General features: G+C 55.3%; 22 protein-coding genes. 13 read left to right on the plus strand and 9 right to left on the minus strand.

Annotated features, from left to right (window positions below):
* Positions 1-90 precede the first annotated feature (90 nt).
* The 3 genes from ERD84_RS10920 to ERD84_RS15965 form a co-directional block, all read right to left on the minus strand.
* Positions 91-861, minus strand: coding sequence for a class I SAM-dependent methyltransferase (locus ERD84_RS10920; protein WP_167667394.1), 771 nt, complete (start codon positions 859-861; stop codon positions 91-93).
* Positions 854-2035: an acetyl-CoA C-acyltransferase family protein gene (locus ERD84_RS10925; protein ID WP_130039640.1), complete on the minus strand. Its 1182-nt coding sequence runs from the start codon at positions 2033-2035 to the stop codon at positions 854-856. The genes ERD84_RS10920 and ERD84_RS10925 overlap by 8 nt, the downstream gene beginning before the upstream one ends.
* A gap of 141 nt (positions 2036-2176) precedes the next feature.
* The gene (locus tag ERD84_RS15965) at positions 2177-2320 is read right to left on the minus strand and encodes a hypothetical protein (RefSeq protein WP_167667396.1); all 144 of its coding nucleotides are present in this window, start codon (positions 2318-2320) and stop codon (positions 2177-2179) included.
* A 123-nt stretch (positions 2321-2443) separates the two neighbouring features.
* Between ERD84_RS15965 and xth the strand changes: the two genes are divergently transcribed.
* The 6 genes from xth to ERD84_RS10955 all read left to right on the plus strand — a co-directional run bounded on the left by xth (position 2444) and on the right by ERD84_RS10955 (position 7508).
* Positions 2444-3232: an exodeoxyribonuclease III gene (gene xth, locus ERD84_RS10930; protein WP_130039641.1), complete on the plus strand. Its 789-nt coding sequence runs from the start codon at positions 2444-2446 to the stop codon at positions 3230-3232.
* Positions 3233-3305: 73 nt separating this feature from the next.
* A complete protein-coding gene (locus ERD84_RS10935; RefSeq protein ID WP_130039642.1) occupies positions 3306-3968 on the plus strand; it encodes a class I SAM-dependent methyltransferase in 663 nt (220 codons plus the stop codon).
* Positions 3937-4272, plus strand: coding sequence for a hypothetical protein (locus ERD84_RS10940; RefSeq protein WP_245150670.1), 336 nt, complete (start codon positions 3937-3939; stop codon positions 4270-4272). Before ERD84_RS10935 ends, ERD84_RS10940 begins: the two co-directional genes overlap by 32 nt.
* Positions 4273-4351: 79 nt before the next feature.
* A complete protein-coding gene (gene gmk, locus ERD84_RS10945; protein ID WP_130039643.1) occupies positions 4352-4987 on the plus strand; it encodes a guanylate kinase in 636 nt (211 codons plus the stop codon).
* A gap of 31 nt (positions 4988-5018) precedes the next feature.
* On the plus strand, positions 5019-5222 hold the full coding sequence (gene rpoZ / locus ERD84_RS10950) for a DNA-directed RNA polymerase subunit omega (protein ID WP_130039644.1): 204 nt from the start codon (positions 5019-5021) through the stop codon (positions 5220-5222).
* A 15-nt stretch (positions 5223-5237) separates the two neighbouring features.
* Entirely contained in the window at positions 5238-7508 is a 2271-nt protein-coding gene (locus ERD84_RS10955; RefSeq protein WP_130039645.1) for a RelA/SpoT family protein, read from the plus strand.
* Between the two features lie 21 nt (positions 7509-7529).
* Here the strand turns inward: ERD84_RS10955 and ERD84_RS10960 are convergent, their stop codons facing one another.
* Positions 7530-8387, minus strand: a complete 858-nt coding sequence (locus ERD84_RS10960) for a peptidoglycan DD-metalloendopeptidase family protein (RefSeq protein WP_130039646.1) — start codon at positions 8385-8387, stop codon at positions 7530-7532.
* A 187-nt stretch (positions 8388-8574) separates the two neighbouring features.
* Between ERD84_RS10960 and ERD84_RS10965 the strand changes: the two genes are divergently transcribed.
* From ERD84_RS10965 to ERD84_RS10975, 3 genes are read left to right on the plus strand one after another with little or no spacing between them, the layout of a single operon-like run.
* Positions 8575-9549 (plus strand): TRAP transporter substrate-binding protein, encoded by a 975-nt coding sequence (locus tag ERD84_RS10965; protein ID WP_130039647.1) that lies wholly within the window; start codon positions 8575-8577, stop codon positions 9547-9549.
* 56 nt (positions 9550-9605) lie between these two features.
* On the plus strand, positions 9606-10112 hold the full coding sequence (locus ERD84_RS10970; protein ID WP_130039648.1) for a TRAP transporter small permease: 507 nt from the start codon (positions 9606-9608) through the stop codon (positions 10110-10112).
* A complete protein-coding gene (locus ERD84_RS10975) occupies positions 10105-11406 on the plus strand; it encodes a TRAP transporter large permease (protein ID WP_130039649.1) in 1302 nt (433 codons plus the stop codon). Before ERD84_RS10970 ends, ERD84_RS10975 begins: the two co-directional genes overlap by 8 nt.
* A 19-nt stretch (positions 11407-11425) precedes the next feature.
* On the opposite strand, the gene ERD84_RS10980 is transcribed toward ERD84_RS10975, so the two are convergent.
* Complete coding sequence (locus ERD84_RS10980) at positions 11426-12094, minus strand: ABC transporter ATP-binding protein (RefSeq protein ID WP_130039650.1); 669 nt, start codon at positions 12092-12094, stop codon at positions 11426-11428.
* A 4-nt stretch (positions 12095-12098) separates the two neighbouring features.
* Between ERD84_RS10980 and ERD84_RS10985 the strand changes: the two genes are divergently transcribed.
* Complete coding sequence (locus ERD84_RS10985) at positions 12099-12752, plus strand: arylesterase (RefSeq protein WP_130040035.1); 654 nt, start codon at positions 12099-12101, stop codon at positions 12750-12752.
* An 82-nt stretch (positions 12753-12834) separates the two neighbouring features.
* Here ERD84_RS10985 and ERD84_RS10990 read toward each other — a convergent pair whose 3' ends face one another.
* The gene (locus tag ERD84_RS10990; protein ID WP_130039651.1) at positions 12835-14802 is read right to left on the minus strand and encodes a SurA N-terminal domain-containing protein; all 1968 of its coding nucleotides are present in this window, start codon (positions 14800-14802) and stop codon (positions 12835-12837) included.
* A 223-nt stretch (positions 14803-15025) separates the two neighbouring features.
* Between ERD84_RS10990 and ugpQ the strand changes: the two genes are divergently transcribed.
* Complete coding sequence (gene ugpQ, locus ERD84_RS10995) at positions 15026-15784, plus strand: glycerophosphodiester phosphodiesterase (protein WP_130039652.1); 759 nt, start codon at positions 15026-15028, stop codon at positions 15782-15784.
* A gap of 28 nt (positions 15785-15812) precedes the next feature.
* A complete protein-coding gene (locus ERD84_RS11000) occupies positions 15813-16667 on the plus strand; it encodes a 23S rRNA (adenine(2030)-N(6))-methyltransferase RlmJ (RefSeq protein ID WP_130039653.1) in 855 nt (284 codons plus the stop codon).
* Positions 16668-16780: 113 nt separating this feature from the next.
* Here ERD84_RS11000 and ERD84_RS11005 read toward each other — a convergent pair whose 3' ends face one another.
* On the minus strand, positions 16781-17515 hold the full coding sequence (locus ERD84_RS11005) for a pseudouridine synthase (RefSeq protein WP_130039654.1): 735 nt from the start codon (positions 17513-17515) through the stop codon (positions 16781-16783).
* 36 nt (positions 17516-17551) lie between these two features.
* Here ERD84_RS11005 and ERD84_RS11010 point away from each other — a divergent pair, with 36 nt between their 5' ends.
* Complete coding sequence (locus ERD84_RS11010; RefSeq protein ID WP_130039655.1) at positions 17552-18148, plus strand: chorismate--pyruvate lyase family protein; 597 nt, start codon at positions 17552-17554, stop codon at positions 18146-18148.
* A 1-nt stretch (position 18149) separates the two neighbouring features.
* On the opposite strand, the gene ERD84_RS11015 is transcribed toward ERD84_RS11010, so the two are convergent.
* Both ERD84_RS11015 and ERD84_RS11020 read right to left on the minus strand, forming a co-directional pair.
* The gene (locus tag ERD84_RS11015; RefSeq protein WP_130039656.1) at positions 18150-18686 is read right to left on the minus strand and encodes a YaeQ family protein; all 537 of its coding nucleotides are present in this window, start codon (positions 18684-18686) and stop codon (positions 18150-18152) included.
* A gap of 1 nt (position 18687) precedes the next feature.
* Positions 18688-19026, minus strand: coding sequence for a P-II family nitrogen regulator (locus ERD84_RS11020; protein ID WP_130039657.1), 339 nt, complete (start codon positions 19024-19026; stop codon positions 18688-18690).
* Positions 19027-19066 lie beyond the last annotated feature (40 nt).

Below are 19066 nucleotides of genomic sequence, written 5' to 3' on the forward strand. Positions count from 1 at the left end.
TAGTCTAACTCGTTAAAGACCCAAATGCCTAAAGGGATATCCCTTTATTCGATACAAGCACATGGGGGCATGCTCAGTCGGTGTCTGCAGCTATACCGTCATTGATCGACCTGGTCTCTGGGATAACAACTCCCTCGCCCAGCGACGTCCCGGCAAACCGTATTTGGATTCCACATCTTCGGCGCGCAGCAGAAACTCGCGAGCCGTCACATCCAGCAAAGGCCCCTTGAAGGCAAGCACTATGCGATTGCCGGCATCGATCTCGGGCAGCTCCAGCACCCGGCCATCAAAAGCCTCGCGGATATTCCGGATGTTGGGTGCAAAGCTGGCATGATCACCAAATAAATTTACCACCATGATGCCGGTGTCGGCCAGGCTGCGGAAACAGCCTTGGTAAAACTCCGGCGAGTCGCGCACAGGCCCCTGCGCGTGCGCATCATACAAATCAACCATGAGCGTTGTGCATCGCCCGATATTGCGACTTTCTTCGACCCAGCGGCCGGCATCGCAATGATCTATGCTGGATCGCTGCGATTCCGGCAAGCGGAAATAAGCACGGCACACGGCCGTGACAGCAGGATTCCACTCGACAGTCACCACCGATGCCGAGGTGTACTTGAGCGTGTACCGGAGCAAAGAACCCGCACCCAGACCGAGAATACCTACCGTATCAGCCTTGGTAGGCTCCAGAAACAGCAACCAGGCCATCATTTGTTGCGTATAGGCCAGCACCAGCTCGGCTGGCTTGGCTATCTGCATTGCTCCCTGTACCCATTCAGTACCAAAGTGCAAATAGCGTATGCCGTCCAGCTCAGACAGGCTGGGCTCGTCGTCTTCCGACGGTCCGCTGAGCTCAAACACGTTCGAAGATCGCCGCAATGCCCTGCCCACCACCTATGCACATAGTGACCAGCGCATACCTGCCCTGGATTCGGTTCAACTCGTGCAAAGCCTTGACGGTGATAATGGCTCCGGTGGCTCCTATGGGGTGACCAAGGCTGATGCCACTGCCGTTGGGGTTGACCTTGGCAGGGTCCATTTCAAGACCTTTGATCACAGCGCATGCTTGCGCCGCAAAAGCTTCATTGGCCTCAATCACGTCCATCTGGTCTATGCTCAGCCCAGCCTTTTCCAGTGCAATACGCGTAGCAGGCACCGGGCCTATGCCCATGTATTTAGGGTCAACGCCAGCATGGCCGTAAGAAATCAGCTTGGCCATAGGCGCCAATCCTCTGGCCTGGGCCTGGCGGGCTGTCATGAGCAGTACGGCTCCGGCGCCATCGTTCAGGCCCGAGGCATTGCCCGCCGTGACCGTGCCGTTTTCTTTGAGAAAAACCGGCTTGAGCTTGTTGAAGTTCTCGGCTGTTGCGCCCATGCGCACATGCTCGTCGGTATCGAACACCACCTCACCACGACGCGTTTTCTGCACGATGGGAACTATCTGTTCCTTGAAATAGCCTTGCGTGATCGCCGCTTCGGCGCGCTGGTGGGACAAGAGGGCCAGAGCATCCTGCTCTTCGCGACTGATGGAGTATTTCTTGGCCACGTTTTCGGCGGTCACACCCATGTGCGTGTTTTCGAAGGGATCAGCCAGAGCCCCCGTCATCATGTCGACCATGGCGCTATTGCCCATGCGCGCGCCCCAGCGATGCGCGGGAACACTATACGGTGCGCGGCTCATGCTTTCAGCGCCACCAGCGATCGCCACCTCGACGTCTCCGAGCATGAGGGATTGGGCGGCTGACACAATGGCCTGCAAGCCAGACCCACATAGGCGGTTGACATTGAAAGCGGGTGTTTCATGAGTAACGCCGGCCTGCACCGATGCAACCCGTGATAGATACATATCGCGCGGTTCAGTATTGATGACATGACCAAACACCACATGGCCGACATCCGCTGCGGGAACATTGCTGCGATCCAGAACGGCCCTGACAACCGTCGCACCCAAATCGCAAGGAGGTACATCTTTCAAGCCTCCACCAAAGTCTCCGATAGCCGTGCGGCAGGCTCCTACTACAACGACGTCTTCCATATGTGGTCTCCGTGAATCTGAATTGAGAATTTACCCATTCATATTACCGCAGCGCAGCATTTACATGCTTGTGCTGCACAAAAAAAAAACGGCAAAGCGCGTGGCTTTGCCGTTTTTTTTTCAGAATTCAATCAGGCTGGATCAATCCTGGGATTCTTTAGACTGGGCGGGCTGCTTTGCATCATCGGCGCGTTTTTCAACTTTATCGTCTGTTGTGCCAGGTGCTACCCAGTTAAGTGGTTCAATTACGAAAGGCTGCTTTTTTGCAGTCGGTTTAGTTGCCATGTTGAACTCCTTATTGCATTACAAAAGGCGCACCGCGCGCCTTCGTACTCTTTTAGGGTACCCTATTGGCAGAAATAAATCCAATTTACTCAATAACTTACACATAAACATAACGGGAATCACGTGAAGCTAGCAACATGGAACGTCAACTCGCTGAAAGTACGCCTGCCGCAAGTGCTGGACTGGCTGGAAAACTCACCTGTAGAGGCACTGTGCTTGCAGGAACTGAAACTGGCTGATGACAAGTTCCCTATCGATGCATTTACCGAGGTCGGATACCAGGCTTGCTGGGCCGGTCAGAAAACCTATAACGGGGTAGCCATCATCACGAAAACGGCGGGGACCGACATACAGCGCAATCTGCCAAACTTCGAAGACCACCAACAACGCATTATTGCTACAACGCTACCCAGCCCGGCAGGTGATATCCGGGTGGTCAGCGCCTACTGTCCCAACGGGCAAGCAGTTGGCAGTGACAAGTACGAATACAAACTCAAGTGGTTTATGGCTTTGCAAGAGTGGTTGCGCCAAGAACTGGAGCGCTATCCCCGCCTGGCTGTTTTGGGTGACTATAACGTTGCTCCACATGACGAAGACGTACACGACCCCAAAAAATGGGAAGGCGACATATTGGTATCCGAGCCCGAGCGAGCCGCGTTCAATGCCTTGCTATCACTGGGATTCACCGACTCGTTCCGCGAGTTCGAGCAAGAGGATAAATCGTTTACCTGGTGGGACTACCGCCGCTTTGCTTTCCGCCGTAATGCGGGCCTGCGCATAGATCATGTTTTGTTATCAGACGCGTTAAAACGCTACTGCTCGGCATGCACCATCGACAAGAGCCCCAGAGGCAATGAGCAACCATCAGACCACACACCTGTGGTCGCAACGCTGGATTTCCAATGCGCCTGATGTTATTTACATTTTGATACCCGCCTACCCGTTTCTCTTGGTAATGTAACGCAAACTTCACAGGATGAATCGTATGGCGCAGCGGGTGTTGGGTTTGGGGCGTGCGAGGCGCGTATCGGGTTATTTGAAAAAAATGGTTCCGGGTGCTTTTCTTCAGGAGTTCTTCGCCCAGCCAGGCATCGTAGGTGCTATCTGTCCCAGCTCCCCCTTCCTCGCCCACCGCATGGCCCGGGAAGTAAGCCATATCAAAGACGGGTTGATTATCGAGTTGGGGCCGGGGACGGGCGTCGTAACCAAGGCCCTGCTTAAACAAGGGGTTGCTCCGGAGCGTCTGCTGGTACTTGAGTATTCAAATCGATTCGTGCAGCGTCTGCGCCGACAATTTCCCCTGGTCAACATCGTGCACGGCAATGCGGCCGATTTGTGCAGGATTGTTCCCGCCGGCACCAAAGTGTCCGCCATTGTCTCCAGTCTGCCTTTATGCTCCTTGCCTGAACCGCTCATGCAGTCAATCGTGCAACAATGGCGGGAACTACTACATGACTCGGGCGTAGCTGTACAGTTCACGTACAATCTGCACAGACCTGCTTGGCACAAGCATGTGCAGGGCGTGCAAACCGGCTCCAGCATAGTTTGGGGCAATCTGCCTCCCGCCCGGGTATCCACTTTCTCGTTTCACACTCACAAGCTTTCTTCACCGCACCATGAGCACCCACCCGCAGAGCACCCCGGTTGATACCCTTGAACACGGCCTGGTTCTTGATGTTGTCATTGAAGACCTGCAGTTCAGGGCTTACGTGGTCATCAGTGAGCCCGACATCAACCTGGTCGCCGACTTCGTGCCGGCGGAGCAATTCGAACAGGATGGCGACGTACACGTCACCGCCATCAGCCATCCCGATGAAGCACGCACTCAAATTCAGGATATCGCCTTCAATATGAATCTGGGCGATGCAGCCGTGTTTTTGTGTGGCAACGAGCAGATATACCGGCACACGCTCGAAGAGCTTGGACAGCAAGCTGCCAGCCAGCTCAACTAAGGTGTCGTTTACCGGCGCTAGCCACTGATACCGTTCTTTTGCTATTCTTGCCGCTTGCGCATATTTTGTAACTCTTATCATGTCGTCTTATTCTGGCAATATTTTTATGGTGGTAGCCCCCAGCGGCGCGGGCAAATCCAGCCTGGTCAATGCCCTGCTGGCCGAAGATCCCACTCTAGTGCTCTCCATATCGTGCACAACCCGCGACCCTCGCCCAGGCGAAGAAGCCGATAAACACTACCGCTTTGTCAGCCATGATCAATTCAAGGCACTACAGCAACAGAAAGCCTTGCTGGAATGGGCCGAGGTACACGGCAACTACTACGGCACGCCCCGCGACCGCATCGATCTGGCGCTAGCTCAAGGCCAGGACGTTTTGCTCGAAATTGATTGGCAAGGCGCGCGCCAGGTACGTGAGCATTTTCCCCAGGCAGTCGGCATTTTTATATTGCCTCCATCAATCCAGGCCCTGGAATCTCGCCTGACCAAACGCGGGCAAGATGCACCACAGGTCATTTCTCGCCGATTACTGGCCGCCGGCAGCGAGATGTCACACGCCTCAGAGTGCCAATATGTTATTATTAATCAAGAATTTAGCCTTGCCTTACAGCAATTGGCTCAAATTGTTGCCGCCACACGCTTGCGCTATGCCACACAAGCGCAGCGCCACGCAGAACTCTTTTCACAATTGGGTATCAGCAAAACTGTTGCCTGATCCCTCTAACTACTTAATCCATAGGTAAAAAATGGCTCGCATTACTGTTGAAGACTGCCTGGCGCAGATACCCAACCGCTTTAACCTGACTCTGGCCGCTACTTATCGCGCACGCGAACTGGCACAGGGCCACGAACCTCGCCTCGACAGCAAAGACAAGCCCACCGTCACCGCCCTACGTGAAATAGCCGCTGGTGTAACCGGCCTGGAAATGCTGCGCAAAGTTCCAACCTGATCATCCGGGGCGGCTATGGCGTTTTCTGTCCTCCGTGGTGCTTCCTCCGGCCTGCTGGCCGCACTCAAGAAGGGTCCACGGCTGCGCCGACGCAAGTCGGCCAAGAAACAAGGACAGCTTCCCGCGCCACATGAAGCACCCAACACCATAGCCTCGCTCGACCCGCTGACAAAAATCGTCAGCCAATACCTGAAACCCAAAGAAGTCGAACGCATCAAAGAGGCCTATCGCTTTGCCGATCAGGCTCATCTGGGTCAGTTTCGCGCCAGCGGCGAACCCTATATATCCCACCCCATCACGGTCACTGAAATCTGCGCAGGCTGGAAGCTTGATGCCGACTCCCTGATGGCGGCGCTATTGCACGACGTCATAGAAGACCAGGATGTCAGCAAACAGGAGCTGGCCGAAAAATTCGGTGCCGACGTGTCGGAAATCGTCGATGGCCTGTCCAAGCTCGACAGGCTCGAATTTGCCACCAAGGCTGAGCAGCAAGCTGAAAGCTTCCGCAAGATGCTGCTGGCCATGGCGCGCGATGTACGCGTCATTCTTATCAAGCTGGCAGATCGCCTGCACAATATGCGCACCTTGGGCGCAGTAGCGCCCGAAAAACGTCGGCGCATTGCACATGAAACCCTGGAAATCTACACGCCCATCGCGCACCGTCTGGGCTTGAATGCCCTGTTTCGCGAACTGCAGGACCTCTGCTTTCAGGCAATTCATCCCAACCGCTATCAGGTGCTGCACAAGGCCATGATGGCCGCCCGCGGTAATCGGCGCGAAGTCCTGGGCAAAATCACCGATGCAGTGCGTGTTGCCCTGCCCGCTGCCGGCATCGAAGCCGAAGTAAGCGGTCGAGAAAAATCGCTCTATAGCATCTACACCAAGATGGTCGAGCAAAAGAAGAGCTTTTCCGACGTGCTCGACATCTACGGTTTTCGCGTCATCGTGCATACGCTGCCTGAATGCTACCTGGCTCTGGGCACACTGCATCAGCTGTACCGTCCGGTACCCGGAAAATTCAAGGACTATATTGCCATTCCCAAACTGAATGGCTACCAGTCACTGCACACAACGCTGGTGGGGCCTTATGGTACCCCAGTCGAGTTCCAGTTCCGCACGCGCGACATGGACCACATCGCTGAAGAAGGCGTCGCCTCGCATTGGCTATACAAAGACGACGATGTCTCCTTGAACGATTTACAAAAGCGCACGCACCAATGGCTGCAGTCATTGCTCGACATACAAAGCCAGACTGGCGATTCAGGTGAGTTTCTGGAGCACGTCAAGGTCGATCTGTTTCCCGATGCCGTCTACGTGTTCACGCCACAAGGCAAGATTATTTCTCTGCCGCGTGGTGCCACACCAGTGGACTTCGCCTATACCATCCACACGGACATCGGCAATCAGGCCGTCGCATCAAAAATCAATGGTGAGTTCGCGCCATTGCGCACAGAGCTCAAAAGCGGCGACGCGGTCGAAATCATTACCTCGCCCGCCTCCAGGCCCAGTACCCAGTGGCTTAATTATGTCCGTACCGGGCGGGCCCGCTCTGAAATCCGGCATTATTTACGTACCGTCAAATACGAAGAATCAGTGGCTTTCGGCCAACGCCTGCTCAACCAGGCCTTCAAGCAATTGAACCTGGAGCGGCCCGCCGAAGATGATCCCGAATGGGAAAAACTCGCCAAAGGATCTGGCGCCAGCTCTCGCGACGAAATTCTGGCTGACATCGGACTGGGTAAACGTCTGGCCGCTGTTGTGGCCCGACGCTTTGCCCCTGAGAATCCGATTCTTGCCACGACAGCGGCCGCTGTAGACGAAATCACGTCATCCAGCAGCGCACCCATCGTCATACACGGCAACGAGGGTCAGGCCGTTCAGCTGGCACCCTGCTGCGGCCCCTTGCCTGGCGATGCCATTATCGGCGGCATACGCCTGGGGCATGGCCTGGTCGTGCACATGGAAGAATGCGCGGTTGCCCAGCGACAGCGCGCCCGTGAGCCGGAGCGCTGGATTCCCGTCGTGTGGGATGCCAATACCGCAAGACACCTCTCGACCCGTCTTGACGTTACCGTGATCAACGAGCGCGGCGTGCTCGGACGCCTGGCCGCTGAAATCACGGCTGCCGAATCCAACATCATGCATTTGAGCATGCCCGACGATGCCGCGACCACCGGCCTGTTGCATCTTACGGTTCAAGTCGACAATCGCAAGCATCTGGCCCAGGTCATCCGGGCCATACGGCATGTGCCGCAGGTCCAGAAGATCGTCCGGGTCAAGGGTTAACGCATTGCACAGCCGGCCCGCTCAAGGGGCAAAGGCATTGATGAAAATGGCCGGATCGACACGGGTGCTGTTCAGGCTTACATTCCAGTGCAAATGTGGCCCTGTTGCGCGGCCTGTTGCGCCGACCTGCCCGATCACCTGACCCCGACTGACCTCTTGTCCTGGCTCTACCTGAAAGCGGGACAAGTGGCAGTACATGGTAATGAAACCCTGCCCGTGATCAATAAAAATGGTTTTACCATTAAAAAAGTAGTCAGCAACAATGGTCACGACCCCGTCGGCTGGCGCCTTGATCGGTGTGCCAGCCGGCACGGCAAAGTCCAATCCTGAATGTGGGTTGCGCTCTTCTCCGTTAAAAAAACGTCTTAAGCCGAAAGGACTGGAAAGACGCCCATTGACGGGCTTATCCAATGACACATTGCTGGGCCCCGTGGAGCGAAAATTTCCGTAGGCCTGGATTTGCTCTTTGTATTCGCGTTCGAAACGTTTGACCTGCGCCGGATCAGGGTTGACATGGCTCTTGTTCTTAAGCTTGATGTGCTGCGATTTATACTTTTTGGTGCCTACCTGAAATACCAGCTTGCGCTTGCCCTGGCTGCTTTCCACTTGTATAGGCTGCGGACCAGCTTTGGTTTTCAAATCTATGCCCACCACGGCGATCCAGGCATCATTGCTATCGCGCAAGACCATGACCCGATCGTCTTTGTAGAAAACACGGGGCGCTTCAGTGTCCGGCCCAAGATCGACCACGGCAACGCCACCGGGAACAGGGTGATTCAATAGGCGACTGATATAGCCTTGTGCGCTAACCAGCGCCGGCAGCAGCAAACCAAGTGCCACAATCAATAAGTAACGACAACGCATGAGGATGGATTGCATAAGTAAAGGGCTTAGCGTATATCCTGCGGCGAAGACAATCAAGGTGAATGACTAGGAATAACCCCTAAATTGCCTGTATACAGGGCGCACCTGATCAAACGCACACTACAATCCTGCTGAACAATAATTTCAGGAAGCAGCGCTCATTGCAGCTGCTTCCAAAAACACGTTAACCAAAGGATTTCTCATGAAGAAGACGTTAGCCTTGTTGACCGCGGCAGGTGCCGCTCTGGCTCTGAATGCACAGGCCGCCACCAAGTGGGATCTACCCAGCGCATACCCGGCATCCAATCTGCACACTCAGAATCTTGAACAGTTCGTCAAAGACGTCAATGAACTGTCCAAGGGTGAGCTTCAGATCACGCTGCACAACAATGCCTCTTTGTATAAAGCGCCTGAAATCAAGCGCGCAGTTCAGGGCAACCAGGCACAGATCGGTGAAATCCTGCTCACCAACTACGCCAACGAAGATCCCATATACGCACTTGACGGCCTGCCCTTTCTGGCAACCGGCTACGACGCCGCCTGGAAGCTCTACCAGGCTCAAAAAGACCTGCTCAACAAAAAACTTGAATCACAAGGCATGACCTTGCTGTACACCGTGGCCTGGCCGCCCCAAGGCATTTTCGCCAACAAAGACATCAAAACGGTGAAAGACCTCGAAGGCGTCAAATGGCGCGCCTATAGCCCCGTTACCGCCCGCATTGCCGAACTGGTGGGTGCCCAGCCCGTCACTATTCAGCAGTCCGAGCTGGCCCAGGCTATGGCCACCGGCGTTGTCGATGCCTTCATGACCTCGGGTTCTACCGGCTGGGACACCAAGACCTACGAGTACATTAAAAAATTCTACGACACCCAGGCCTGGTTGCCCAAGAACGCAGTCATCGTCAATAAAAAGGCCTTCGACAGCCTCGACGACGCCAGCAAGAAAGCGCTGCTCGAAGCCGGTGCCGCCGCTGAAAAACGCGGCTGGGCATTGTCCAAGGAAAAAACTCAGTGGTACCTGGACAAGCTGGCTGAGAACGGCATGGAGATCATCAAGCCCAGCGCCGAGCTCATGAGCGGTCTGGATAAAGTCGGCGACACCATGCTAACAGAATGGATCAAGCGTGCTGGTCCTGACGGCCAGCAGGTCATCGACAAATTCCAGGCTGCCAAATAACTTGCTCATCAAGCTTGACCGCAAGTCTTATTCATTGCATTAACAGGCCAGGAATCATGCGCCGCTTTCTCGACAAACTTTATCTTGTGAGCGGGGCCCTGGCCGCCATTTTCACCGTAGGCGTGCTGGTGGCTGTCACCATGTCCATCGTCACACGCCAACTTGGCGTACACATAGGCGGCCTCAACGCCTATGCCGGATACTCCATGGCCGCAGCCGGCTTTCTTGCACTGGCCCACACATTCAAAAGCGGCGAGCACATACGTGTCACGCTGATCTTGTCATCGTTACCCGCCAAAGGACGCATGCGGCTGGATCTGTGCGCACTGGTCATAGCCTGCATCATTGCCGGCAACCTGTGCTGGTTCAGCTTCAAACTGGTGCTTGATTCCTACGCCTATAACGATATTTCCACCAGCGACGACGCCACACCTTTATGGATACCTCAAATCTCGATGGCAGTCGGTACATTGATCTTCTTCATTGCCATTCTGGACGAAACCATCCGGCGGTACAAAGGCATTCCAGAAACAATCCAGAGCGAAGAAGCACACTATGAATGAAGCACTGGTTATCACCATGCTGGTCATATCCATTTTTGGATTCCTGGCTGGCGGCGTGTGGGTAGGATTGACCCTGGCGGGCACCGCATGGCTGGGTATGGAACTATTTTCCAGCCGACCTGCGGGCGATGCCATGGCCATCACAATCTGGGGTGCGTCATCCAGCTGGACGCTGACCGCCCTGCCCCTGTTTCTCTGGATGGGTGAAATCCTGTTCCGCTCCCGCCTGTCGCAAGATCTGTTCAAGGGGCTTGCTCCGTGGCTGGACGGGATTCCAGGCCGCCTGCTCCATACCAATATCGTTGGTTGCGCCATATTTGCCGCAGTGTCCGGCTCCTCGGCTGCCACCTGCGCCACCATAGGCAAGATGACCATCCCCGAGCTGACCCGGCGTGGCTACCCGCAGGGTCAAATCATCGGCACGCTGGCCGGCGCCGGAACGCTGGGTCTGCTCATACCGCCTTCCATCATCATGATCGTCTATGGCGTGGCGGCCGATGTTTCGATTTCCAAGCTGTTTATTGCCGGTATTTTCCCAGGCATGTTACTGGCTGGCCTGTTCATGGGTTATATCGCTGTCTGGGCTCTGCTGAACCCCAGCCAGATACCTGCAGCTGATCAAAAACTGACCTTTTTCCAAAAGCTATACCAGTCCCGACACCTGATCCCGGTGGTAATTCTCATCGGTATTGTGCTGGGCACTATCTACACCGGCTTCGCCACAGCCACTGAAGCCGCCGCGGTCGGTGTTATAGGCTCCCTGATCCTGTCCTTTCTTCAAGGCTCCATGAACTGGAAGGTGTTCAAAGAGGCTGTGATGGGCGCCACACGGCTGTACTGCATGATCGCCCTCATTCTGGCTGGTGCACAGTTCCTGACCTTATCAATGGGCTATATAGGCCTGCCACGCGCCCTGGCCGAATGGATAGCTTCGCTGGGGCTATCGCAATTCGGCCTGATCATGGCGCTCATGGTCTTTTTTGTTGTTCTGGGTTGCTTTCTTGATGGAATTTCCATCGTAGTGCTGACCATGGGTATATTGCTGCCCACCGTTACCTCGGCTGGCATAGACCTGATCTGGTTCGGCGTTTTTCTGGTCTTTGTCATTGAAATGGCTCAGATCACGCCACCCGTGGGTTTCAACCTGTTCGTGCTGTCAGGCATGACCAAGAAGGAACTGCCCTATCTGGCCCGAGTGTCTTGCCCCATGTTCCTGCTCATGATTGTTGGGATCCTTCTGCTCTATGTAGCGCCCGAAATCGCCACATGGCTGCCCCGCAACATGAAAATGTAGCCGGCGCAAAAAAACCTGGTCAGGCAGCTTGCACACGTCCACCTGATAAATGCAATTCACGCTGGCACAAAGCAGCCAGTTGTTGATCGTGCGTGACCATGATCAAGGTTGTATCGAGCTCACGATGCAGTTCGAACATCAGTTCGATCACCCGCGCGCCATTGCGGGTATCAAGACTACCGGTGGGCTCGTCGGCGAACAGCAGTTTGGGCTGGACTACAAATGCCCGCGCCAGCGATACACGCTGCTGCTCACCTCCCGATAGCGTCTTCGGATAATGATGCAGGCGATCTTTCAAACCCACCCTCTCCAGCATGCCCTGGGCAGCATCCCGCGCCGGTTTGCCGGCAAGCTCCAGCGGCAGCATTACATTTTCAAGTGCTGTGAGATTGGGCAATAACTGAAACGATTGAAAAACAAAGCCCACATGCGCCGCCCGCAGGGCGGCCCTGGCCTCTTCATCGAGTGCAAATAAATCGTTGCCAAGCAACAAGACCTGGCCTGAACTCGGAACATCCAGGCCAGCCAGTAGTCCAAGCAGGGTTGATTTTCCCGACCCTGAACTGCCGGTTATCGCCAGAGCCTCGCCCGGGTCAACCGTAAAACTGACATTGTCTAAAATGTCGAGCACACCGGACGAATCAACGACACGCTGACAAAGCTGTTTAACTTCAATGGAATGAATCATGCTGATGTGGATACGCCGTAGTTTTGCAATCGTTGCACTGTGTTGTTTTCAGTTTGCTGCCAGCTTGGCCTGGGCCAACTCACAGCATACCAGCCCTCAGCCCGCCGTATTGGTGCTGGGAGACAGTCTTTCTGCCGAATACGGCTTGCCGCGTGGCTCGGGCTGGGTATCTGTGATCGATCAGCGTCTGGACGAACAGAATATTCCCTACCAAATACACAATAGCAGCATAAGCGGTGATACCAGCAGTGGCGGCCTGAGCCGTCTGCCTGCGGCGCTGGAACAGTACAAGCCGTCGATTGTGATCATTGAACTGGGCGCCAATGATGCCTTGCGAGGCCTGCCGCTAAGCATGACGGAAAAAAACCTGTCAAAAATGATCGAGCTATCAAAGCAAGCCCATGCAAGAGTACTTTTACTGGGCATGCAAATACCGCCCAACTATGGCCGCAAGTATACCGAGCAGTTTCAGAGCCTGTATCAGCAGCTGGCCGAACGGCACGGCATACAACTAACCCCGTTCTTACTGGACGGCATCGCTGCTGACCGCAGCCGATTTCAGGCGGACGGCATTCATCCCAACGAAGCTTCGCAGGTGGTGCTTGCCGATAATGTATGGGGACAATTGGCGCCTATGCTGCAGGAGCATGGCAAGTGACGATGGCACTGACTATGAAGCTTTTGGGCTGAACAACAAGTCAGCTGGCTGCAAATACAACCCGCTGACTTGTACTGAATTATCAGTTTTGTGATTCATCCTCGCCTGTCAGGGCTGCTTGAGCTTCGGGCAATAGCGTTACGTTGGCTTGCTTACGCATGGCTTGCAGCACGGCTTGTTCTTCGGCCTGACCCCAGGCCTGATTCAATTGCATGGGCAACCCCGCCAGCAAGGGATTATCGACCTCGCCGGGTTTGACGCTTTCGACGCGCACAAGCACATAACCTTGCGAGCCTTTCACGCCGGTGTACACAGGCAAGGTCTCGGTTGGAACATTGAAAGCAGCATCCGTTACGGATTGGTCCAGGCCTTGCGGATCGATGCGGCTGATCTCCAGCGGAGTGCCAAAGCCTTCAGGCACTTGGCTGATGTCTTGCTTCTTGAAGGTTCCGAGCGCTGCCTGGCCAGCCTGCTCGGCGGCAAGCAGAGCCTGCTCGGCCTTGAGCTGTTCACGGATATGGCCGGACACCTGTGCCAGCTCTGGAACGTGAGCGGGCGTGACGTTCTCGACACGCACCACCATCATGGTATCGGGAGAAATTTCAATGACTCCTGAATTCTGCTTTTCATTCAGAACCTGAGGCGAAAACAAAGCCCTGCGAACACGGACATCGTCGAGCAACGTGGCGTCTTCGCTAGCCGAAGCGGCATTGGCCGGCACCTGATCGGAGGCCAGCAAGTGATCGCGGGCAATTCCTGCCGCGGTCTTGACCTTCAGGCCAAGCTCATCAGCAGCAGCTTGCAGGCTGTCGGGGTTGTCGTACACCAGACTGGTAAGCTTGGTGGCCATTTCGGCGTAGCGGTCAGCCCCCAGCTGGCGGCTGACTTCCGTTTGGACTTTGGCCTTGGCTTCTTCGAAAGACTCGCCCTTTTCGGCTTGCACTTCGTTGGCCAGGAAGACATGGTAGCCCCCTGGACCTTCCACGGCGTCGGACACTTGGCCAGCCTTGAGACCAAAAACCACTTGCTCAAGAGGTGCAGGCCAGGATCCCTGGGTAATCCAGCCGAGTTTGCCGCCGTCTTTGGCGGTACCCGCATCTTGCGACTCTTTCTGTGCCAGCTCGACAAACGAGGCGGGCTCCGCCTGTGCCTTCTTGGCAATATCTTGCGCTTTGCTTAATGCTTCAGCTTTTTGTGCTTCAGAGGCATCGGCAGGAACATTGACCTGGATATGGCTGACGTTTACCCGGGCTGGCTGTACATAACGCGCTTTATTCTGCTCGTAGTATTTTTGCAGATCTTCATTGCTGACCTGCGGCAAATTCGCCATGGCGGCTTCTTCGTTCAGCAACAAGTACTGCGCACTTACTTGTTCGGGCAATTCAAGGCTTTGTTTGTTCTTGTCGTACCAGGCCTGGATATCGCCATCGCTGATCTCTACGCCTGCTTCCTGGTCGGACGAAGGGAAAGGCAACAGCCGCACCGTGCGCTGCTCGGACAGGGCTTGCTTGAGCTTGTCGGTAACGACAGAAGGAACCGAAGCTGTGAGGGTAACGGGCCCCAGGACGCGGCTCAAGGCCAGCTCACCTCGTTGCCCCTGCTCGAAGTCGCGCGTAGTCAGACCCGCCGAGGCCAGCACATCGTTATATCGCTCTGCTGAGAACTGACCGTCTACCTGCAATTGAGGCATGGAAGCAATAGTCTGCCTCAACACCGTGTCGGACACGCTGAAGCGTTCTTTGGCGGCTGTTTCAACCAGCACCGTGCGATCTATCAGCGACTCGAGCAAGGCGCTACGCGCTGCCGGGCTATCGAGAATAGCTGGATCGAAGGCGCCCTGACTGCTCTGTTGCAGCTGTTGCAACTGATTGCGACGCGCCTGATCAAAGTCTTGTTGGGTAATCGATGTATCGCCCAGCGTGACGATATCGTGGTCACCCGACACATAGTTGGTATAGCCGCTTACACCAATCAGCACGAAGGACGGAAGAATCAACACCAGCAGAACAAGTTGCATCAGGCGTTGATGGGTACGAATAAAATCGAACATTAATCACTCACTGACCTGCGACCAACACGCGCCCGCAAGACGGTAACATCAAAAAAGGCGATAAGAATCGCCAATATTATAAAAATCAGAGCCGAACGTAAAAATTTTATGCAGTTTACCACCACCCTCGCCGCAAGGCAGGAAGCAAGAGCGATAAAATGAGTCTGATGCACTTACTATTATGCACGGTCTTTCTATTCTGGCTTTAATCGGACCCCTTAAAATGACGCCTTGCCGCCCTGACTGGCCTTATCCGACCTTGATCGCCCACCGTGGCGCAGGTCATCACGCACCTGAAAACACACTCGCAGCCATGCGTATGGGCGCAGCGCAAGGATTCATGATGATGGAATACGACGCCAAGCTCAGCCGCGATGGCGTCGCCCTGTTGCTGCACGACGATGCGCTGGATCGCACCACAAACGTCAGCGGCAATGCAGCCGATAAAACCTGGGCCGAGCTGGCAGCAGTAGACGCTGGTAGCTGGCATTCGGCTCAATATGCCGGTGAACCCATACCGTCCCTGCACGCCATCGCAGCGTTCACCCGAGCCAACCACATACATAGCAATATAGAAATCAAACCGCATACCGGACTAGACGCAGAAACCGGCAAACAGATCGCCAGGCTAGCCCGCAACCTTTGGGCCGGCGCGACGCTGCCGCCACTGCTGTCGTCGTTTTCAGAAACCGCATTGCAGGCTGCCCTGGATGAAGCCCCAGAACTGCCACGTGCCTTGCTGATTTCAAAAGAAGTACCCACGGACTGGGCCAAGCGCCTGCAACGGCTGGAATGCCAGGGCCTCAACCTGAATGATCAATACACCACGCGTGCGCTCGTTGAAGAAATACGCAATGCCGGCTATACCGTGGCTGTCTGGACTGTCAATAATCGGGCACGGGCTCAAGAGCTCCTCGATTGGGGCTGCAATGCGATCTTTACCGACGAAGTACAAACCATTTTGCCTGCCGACTTCGTCTGAAGCCTGGCAGCGTCTATAAGGAAACCTCTTGTTCAGCTACCGACACGCCTTTCACGCGGGCAACCACGCCGATGTCCTGAAACACGCAATCTTCGTACATATTCTGGACCATCTGAACCGCAAGGACAGCGCATACTGGGTGATCGACACACACGCTGGCGCCGGGCTGTACGATTTACGCAGCGAATGGGCCAGCCAGAATGGCGAATTTACCGACGGCCTGGACCGCCTGCTGGGCGCTGACAACATGCCAGCCCTGATAGAACGTTACCTGGAAGAAGTCCATCATTTCAATCCGGATGGCGTGGCCAACTTCTATCCCGGCTCACCCTGGCTGGCCTTGCGTGCATTGCGCGGACAAGACCGCCTGAGGCTGTTCGAGATGCATCCATCCGAAATCGATGTGCTCGAACAGAATCTGAAGGGTCAGGGCCGGAGTGCGCTACGTCAGACAACGATCTACAAGGCTGACGGCTTTGCGGGACTTAAAAGCCAGCTGCCTCCCGCACCACGCCGTGGTGTGGTCATTATTGATCCTTCTTACGAAGACAAGCAGGATTACCGCAAGACGTTGCAGGCGGTGAACGATGGCTTGAAGCGCTTTGCCACCGGCACGTTTGCCGTGTGGTACCCCTTGGTGCAACGCCTTGAGGTGCAAGAGCTGGTTCGTTCTCTGGAGCGTCTGCAAACGCCCTGGGTGCATGCAAGTCTGACGGTGCGCAAGCCTTCGGGCGATGGCTACGGGTTGCACGGCAGCGGGATGTTTGTGCTTAATCCTCCGTGGACTCTGTACGATGAGCTGGCTGTTGCCTTACCTTGGTTAAGCGAGCAACTAAAGATGGATGATCGCGCCGGGCATACCTTGAAACGGCACGGGTCGTAGCCTGATTTGTCAGGTTTAAGTACTGGATTATTGAGCTGCCAGCCCAAGCGAACCCGGTCATATTCGCCACACTTAAAACCAACGGTTAGCAGCCATTCACTTACAGCCAGCAACTACAAAAACCGCTCGCCCTCTTTCAGATACCGCCACTGCCCTGGTGGCAGATCGCCCAGCACAATACGTCCCATGCGTACCCGTTTAAGGCCTATGACCTTCAGACCCACCTGCTCACACATGCGTCGGATCTGTCGCTTCTTGCCTTCCTGCAAGACAAAACGCAGTTGGTCCTCGTTTTGCCACTCTACCTGGGCACGGCGCAACGGCTTACCGTCAAGTGACAGACCAAAATTAAGCAAAGCCAGGCCATTGCCCGCAATCTTGCCCTGAACGCGCACCAAGTATTCTTTATCGATATCAGAATCTTCATTGATCAACTGACGTGCAATCCGGCCATCTTGCGTCAGCACCAACAGGCCTTGCGAATCGATATCCAGCCTACCTGCTGGGGCCAGACCCCGCAAATGGCCTGGCTCGAATTTCAGGGGAGATTTATCAACACGGTAACGTGTACTGGCGCTGATCAGGGAGACCGCAGGTCGATAGCCCTGCTCTGCCTGCCCCGATACATAGCCCACCGGCTTGTTCAATAATATCGTCACACGTGACGTCTGGCGCCGCTGCGCCTGCTTGTCGAGCGTGATTTTCTGGTCAGGCCAGGCTTTGCTGCCCAGTTCCGACACCACCACGCCGTCTACCCGCACCCAGCCCCGCTCGATGTAGGCATCGGCCTCGCGGCGCGAACACAAGCCGCGTTCGGCCATTAATTTTGAAATTCGTATTTTTTCCATAAGCGCTATTTTATGACTTTGGCGATAATAGCGTTTATGGAATTACAGCCAACATATCGCAGCACCTGGAAGTCCAACCCCTTACCTTGTCTGAGTCGGCCGCAAAGACACTGGCTTTTCCGGCCCGGAGCCCTCACCGCAGGTTTGCGTCAGCTGGGCCAGGTGCAGCTACGGGTCATCAACGAACAAGCAATCGGCCTGCATCCCGCCGAGGCCTGGATGCTGCAGCGTGACATACGCAGCCCCATCTGGGTGCGCGAAATCATGATGTCCATAGACGGCATCGACAGCGTATTCGCGCGCAGCTTTACTCCACTAAGCGCATCGCACGGACTATGGCAGGGCATGCGGCGCCTGCGCTCGCGCCCTTTGGCCGACATGCTCTACCACAACCCTCAAATCATACGATCACCGTTTTTAGCCTGCCGTCTGCATAGCCAGAACCCTTTATACGGTACGGCACAGCGCATCATGGGCTCGCAGCGCCCTCCCGCACACAAGTTGCTGGCACGCTGCTCAGTGTTCTGGCGCGGTGGTGAACCTTTATTGGTAGCCGAGTGCTTTATGCCAGAGTTCTGGGCGCTCGCGGCCAAATCAGCCTACGCACAGGGACTGGATCCGGCCAAGCTATAAATCAGCGCCAGCGTTCGACTTCCACTGACACGCTGTCGTTGTCTGAAGCGACCAGCGCGACGCCTTCCTGTATGGTCACATGCAAAGTCATATTGCGTTGAGATAAGCTCGCCAGCGCCTGAACGGCTGTCGGTTCAACCGACAGCACATCGAGCTTGCGCATTCTGGCCACTGACGCCTGCACGCCCTGCCACCAGACCTGGCTGGCATGTCCGCCATAACAGAACACCACTACCTGATCTGACTTGCCGCCCGCCTGCAGCAGGCGGCGTTCATCGGGATGCCCAAGCTCTATCCAGTTCAAGACAAAGCCAGTCAAGTCCTTCTGCCAGAGAGAAGGCTCATCGGTGGTGCTCAGGCCGCGCGTAAACGATAAGTCTTCGCTGGCGTACATGGCAAAGGCCAGTACCCTGAGCATCATGCGCTCGTCGGTTTCGGATGGGTGCCGCGCAAGAGTCAGCACATGACTGCCATAATAGTTGCGGTCCATATCGGCCACATGCAGTTCGAGTTTGAATATCGTCGCGCGTAAAGCCATGTTAAAGCGCGTCTATGCCCGATTCGCCGGTACGTATCCTGATAGCCTGTTCCACCGCCGAAACAAAAATCTTGCCGTCGCCGATCTTGCCCGTGAAGGCAGCCTTGATAATGGCATCGATGGCCGTGTCCACCATAGCAGCCGGCAACACGACGTCGATGCGCAGCTTGGGCAGGAAATCAACGACATACTCGGCACCTCGATACAGCTCCGTATGGCCTTTCTGGCGCCCGAAACCCTTGACTTCAGTAACAGTGAGACCGCTGACGCCGATGTCGGCCAGCGCTTCACGCACCTCGTCCAGCTTGAACGGCTTGATAATTGCCGAGACTTGTTTCATTAATAGGCTCCAAGATAAAGAAAAATTATCGCATGTCAGC

This window comes from Pollutimonas harenae (assembly GCF_004153685.1).
Classification (GTDB): Bacteria; Pseudomonadota; Gammaproteobacteria; order Burkholderiales; family Burkholderiaceae_B; genus Pusillimonas_C; species Pusillimonas_C harenae.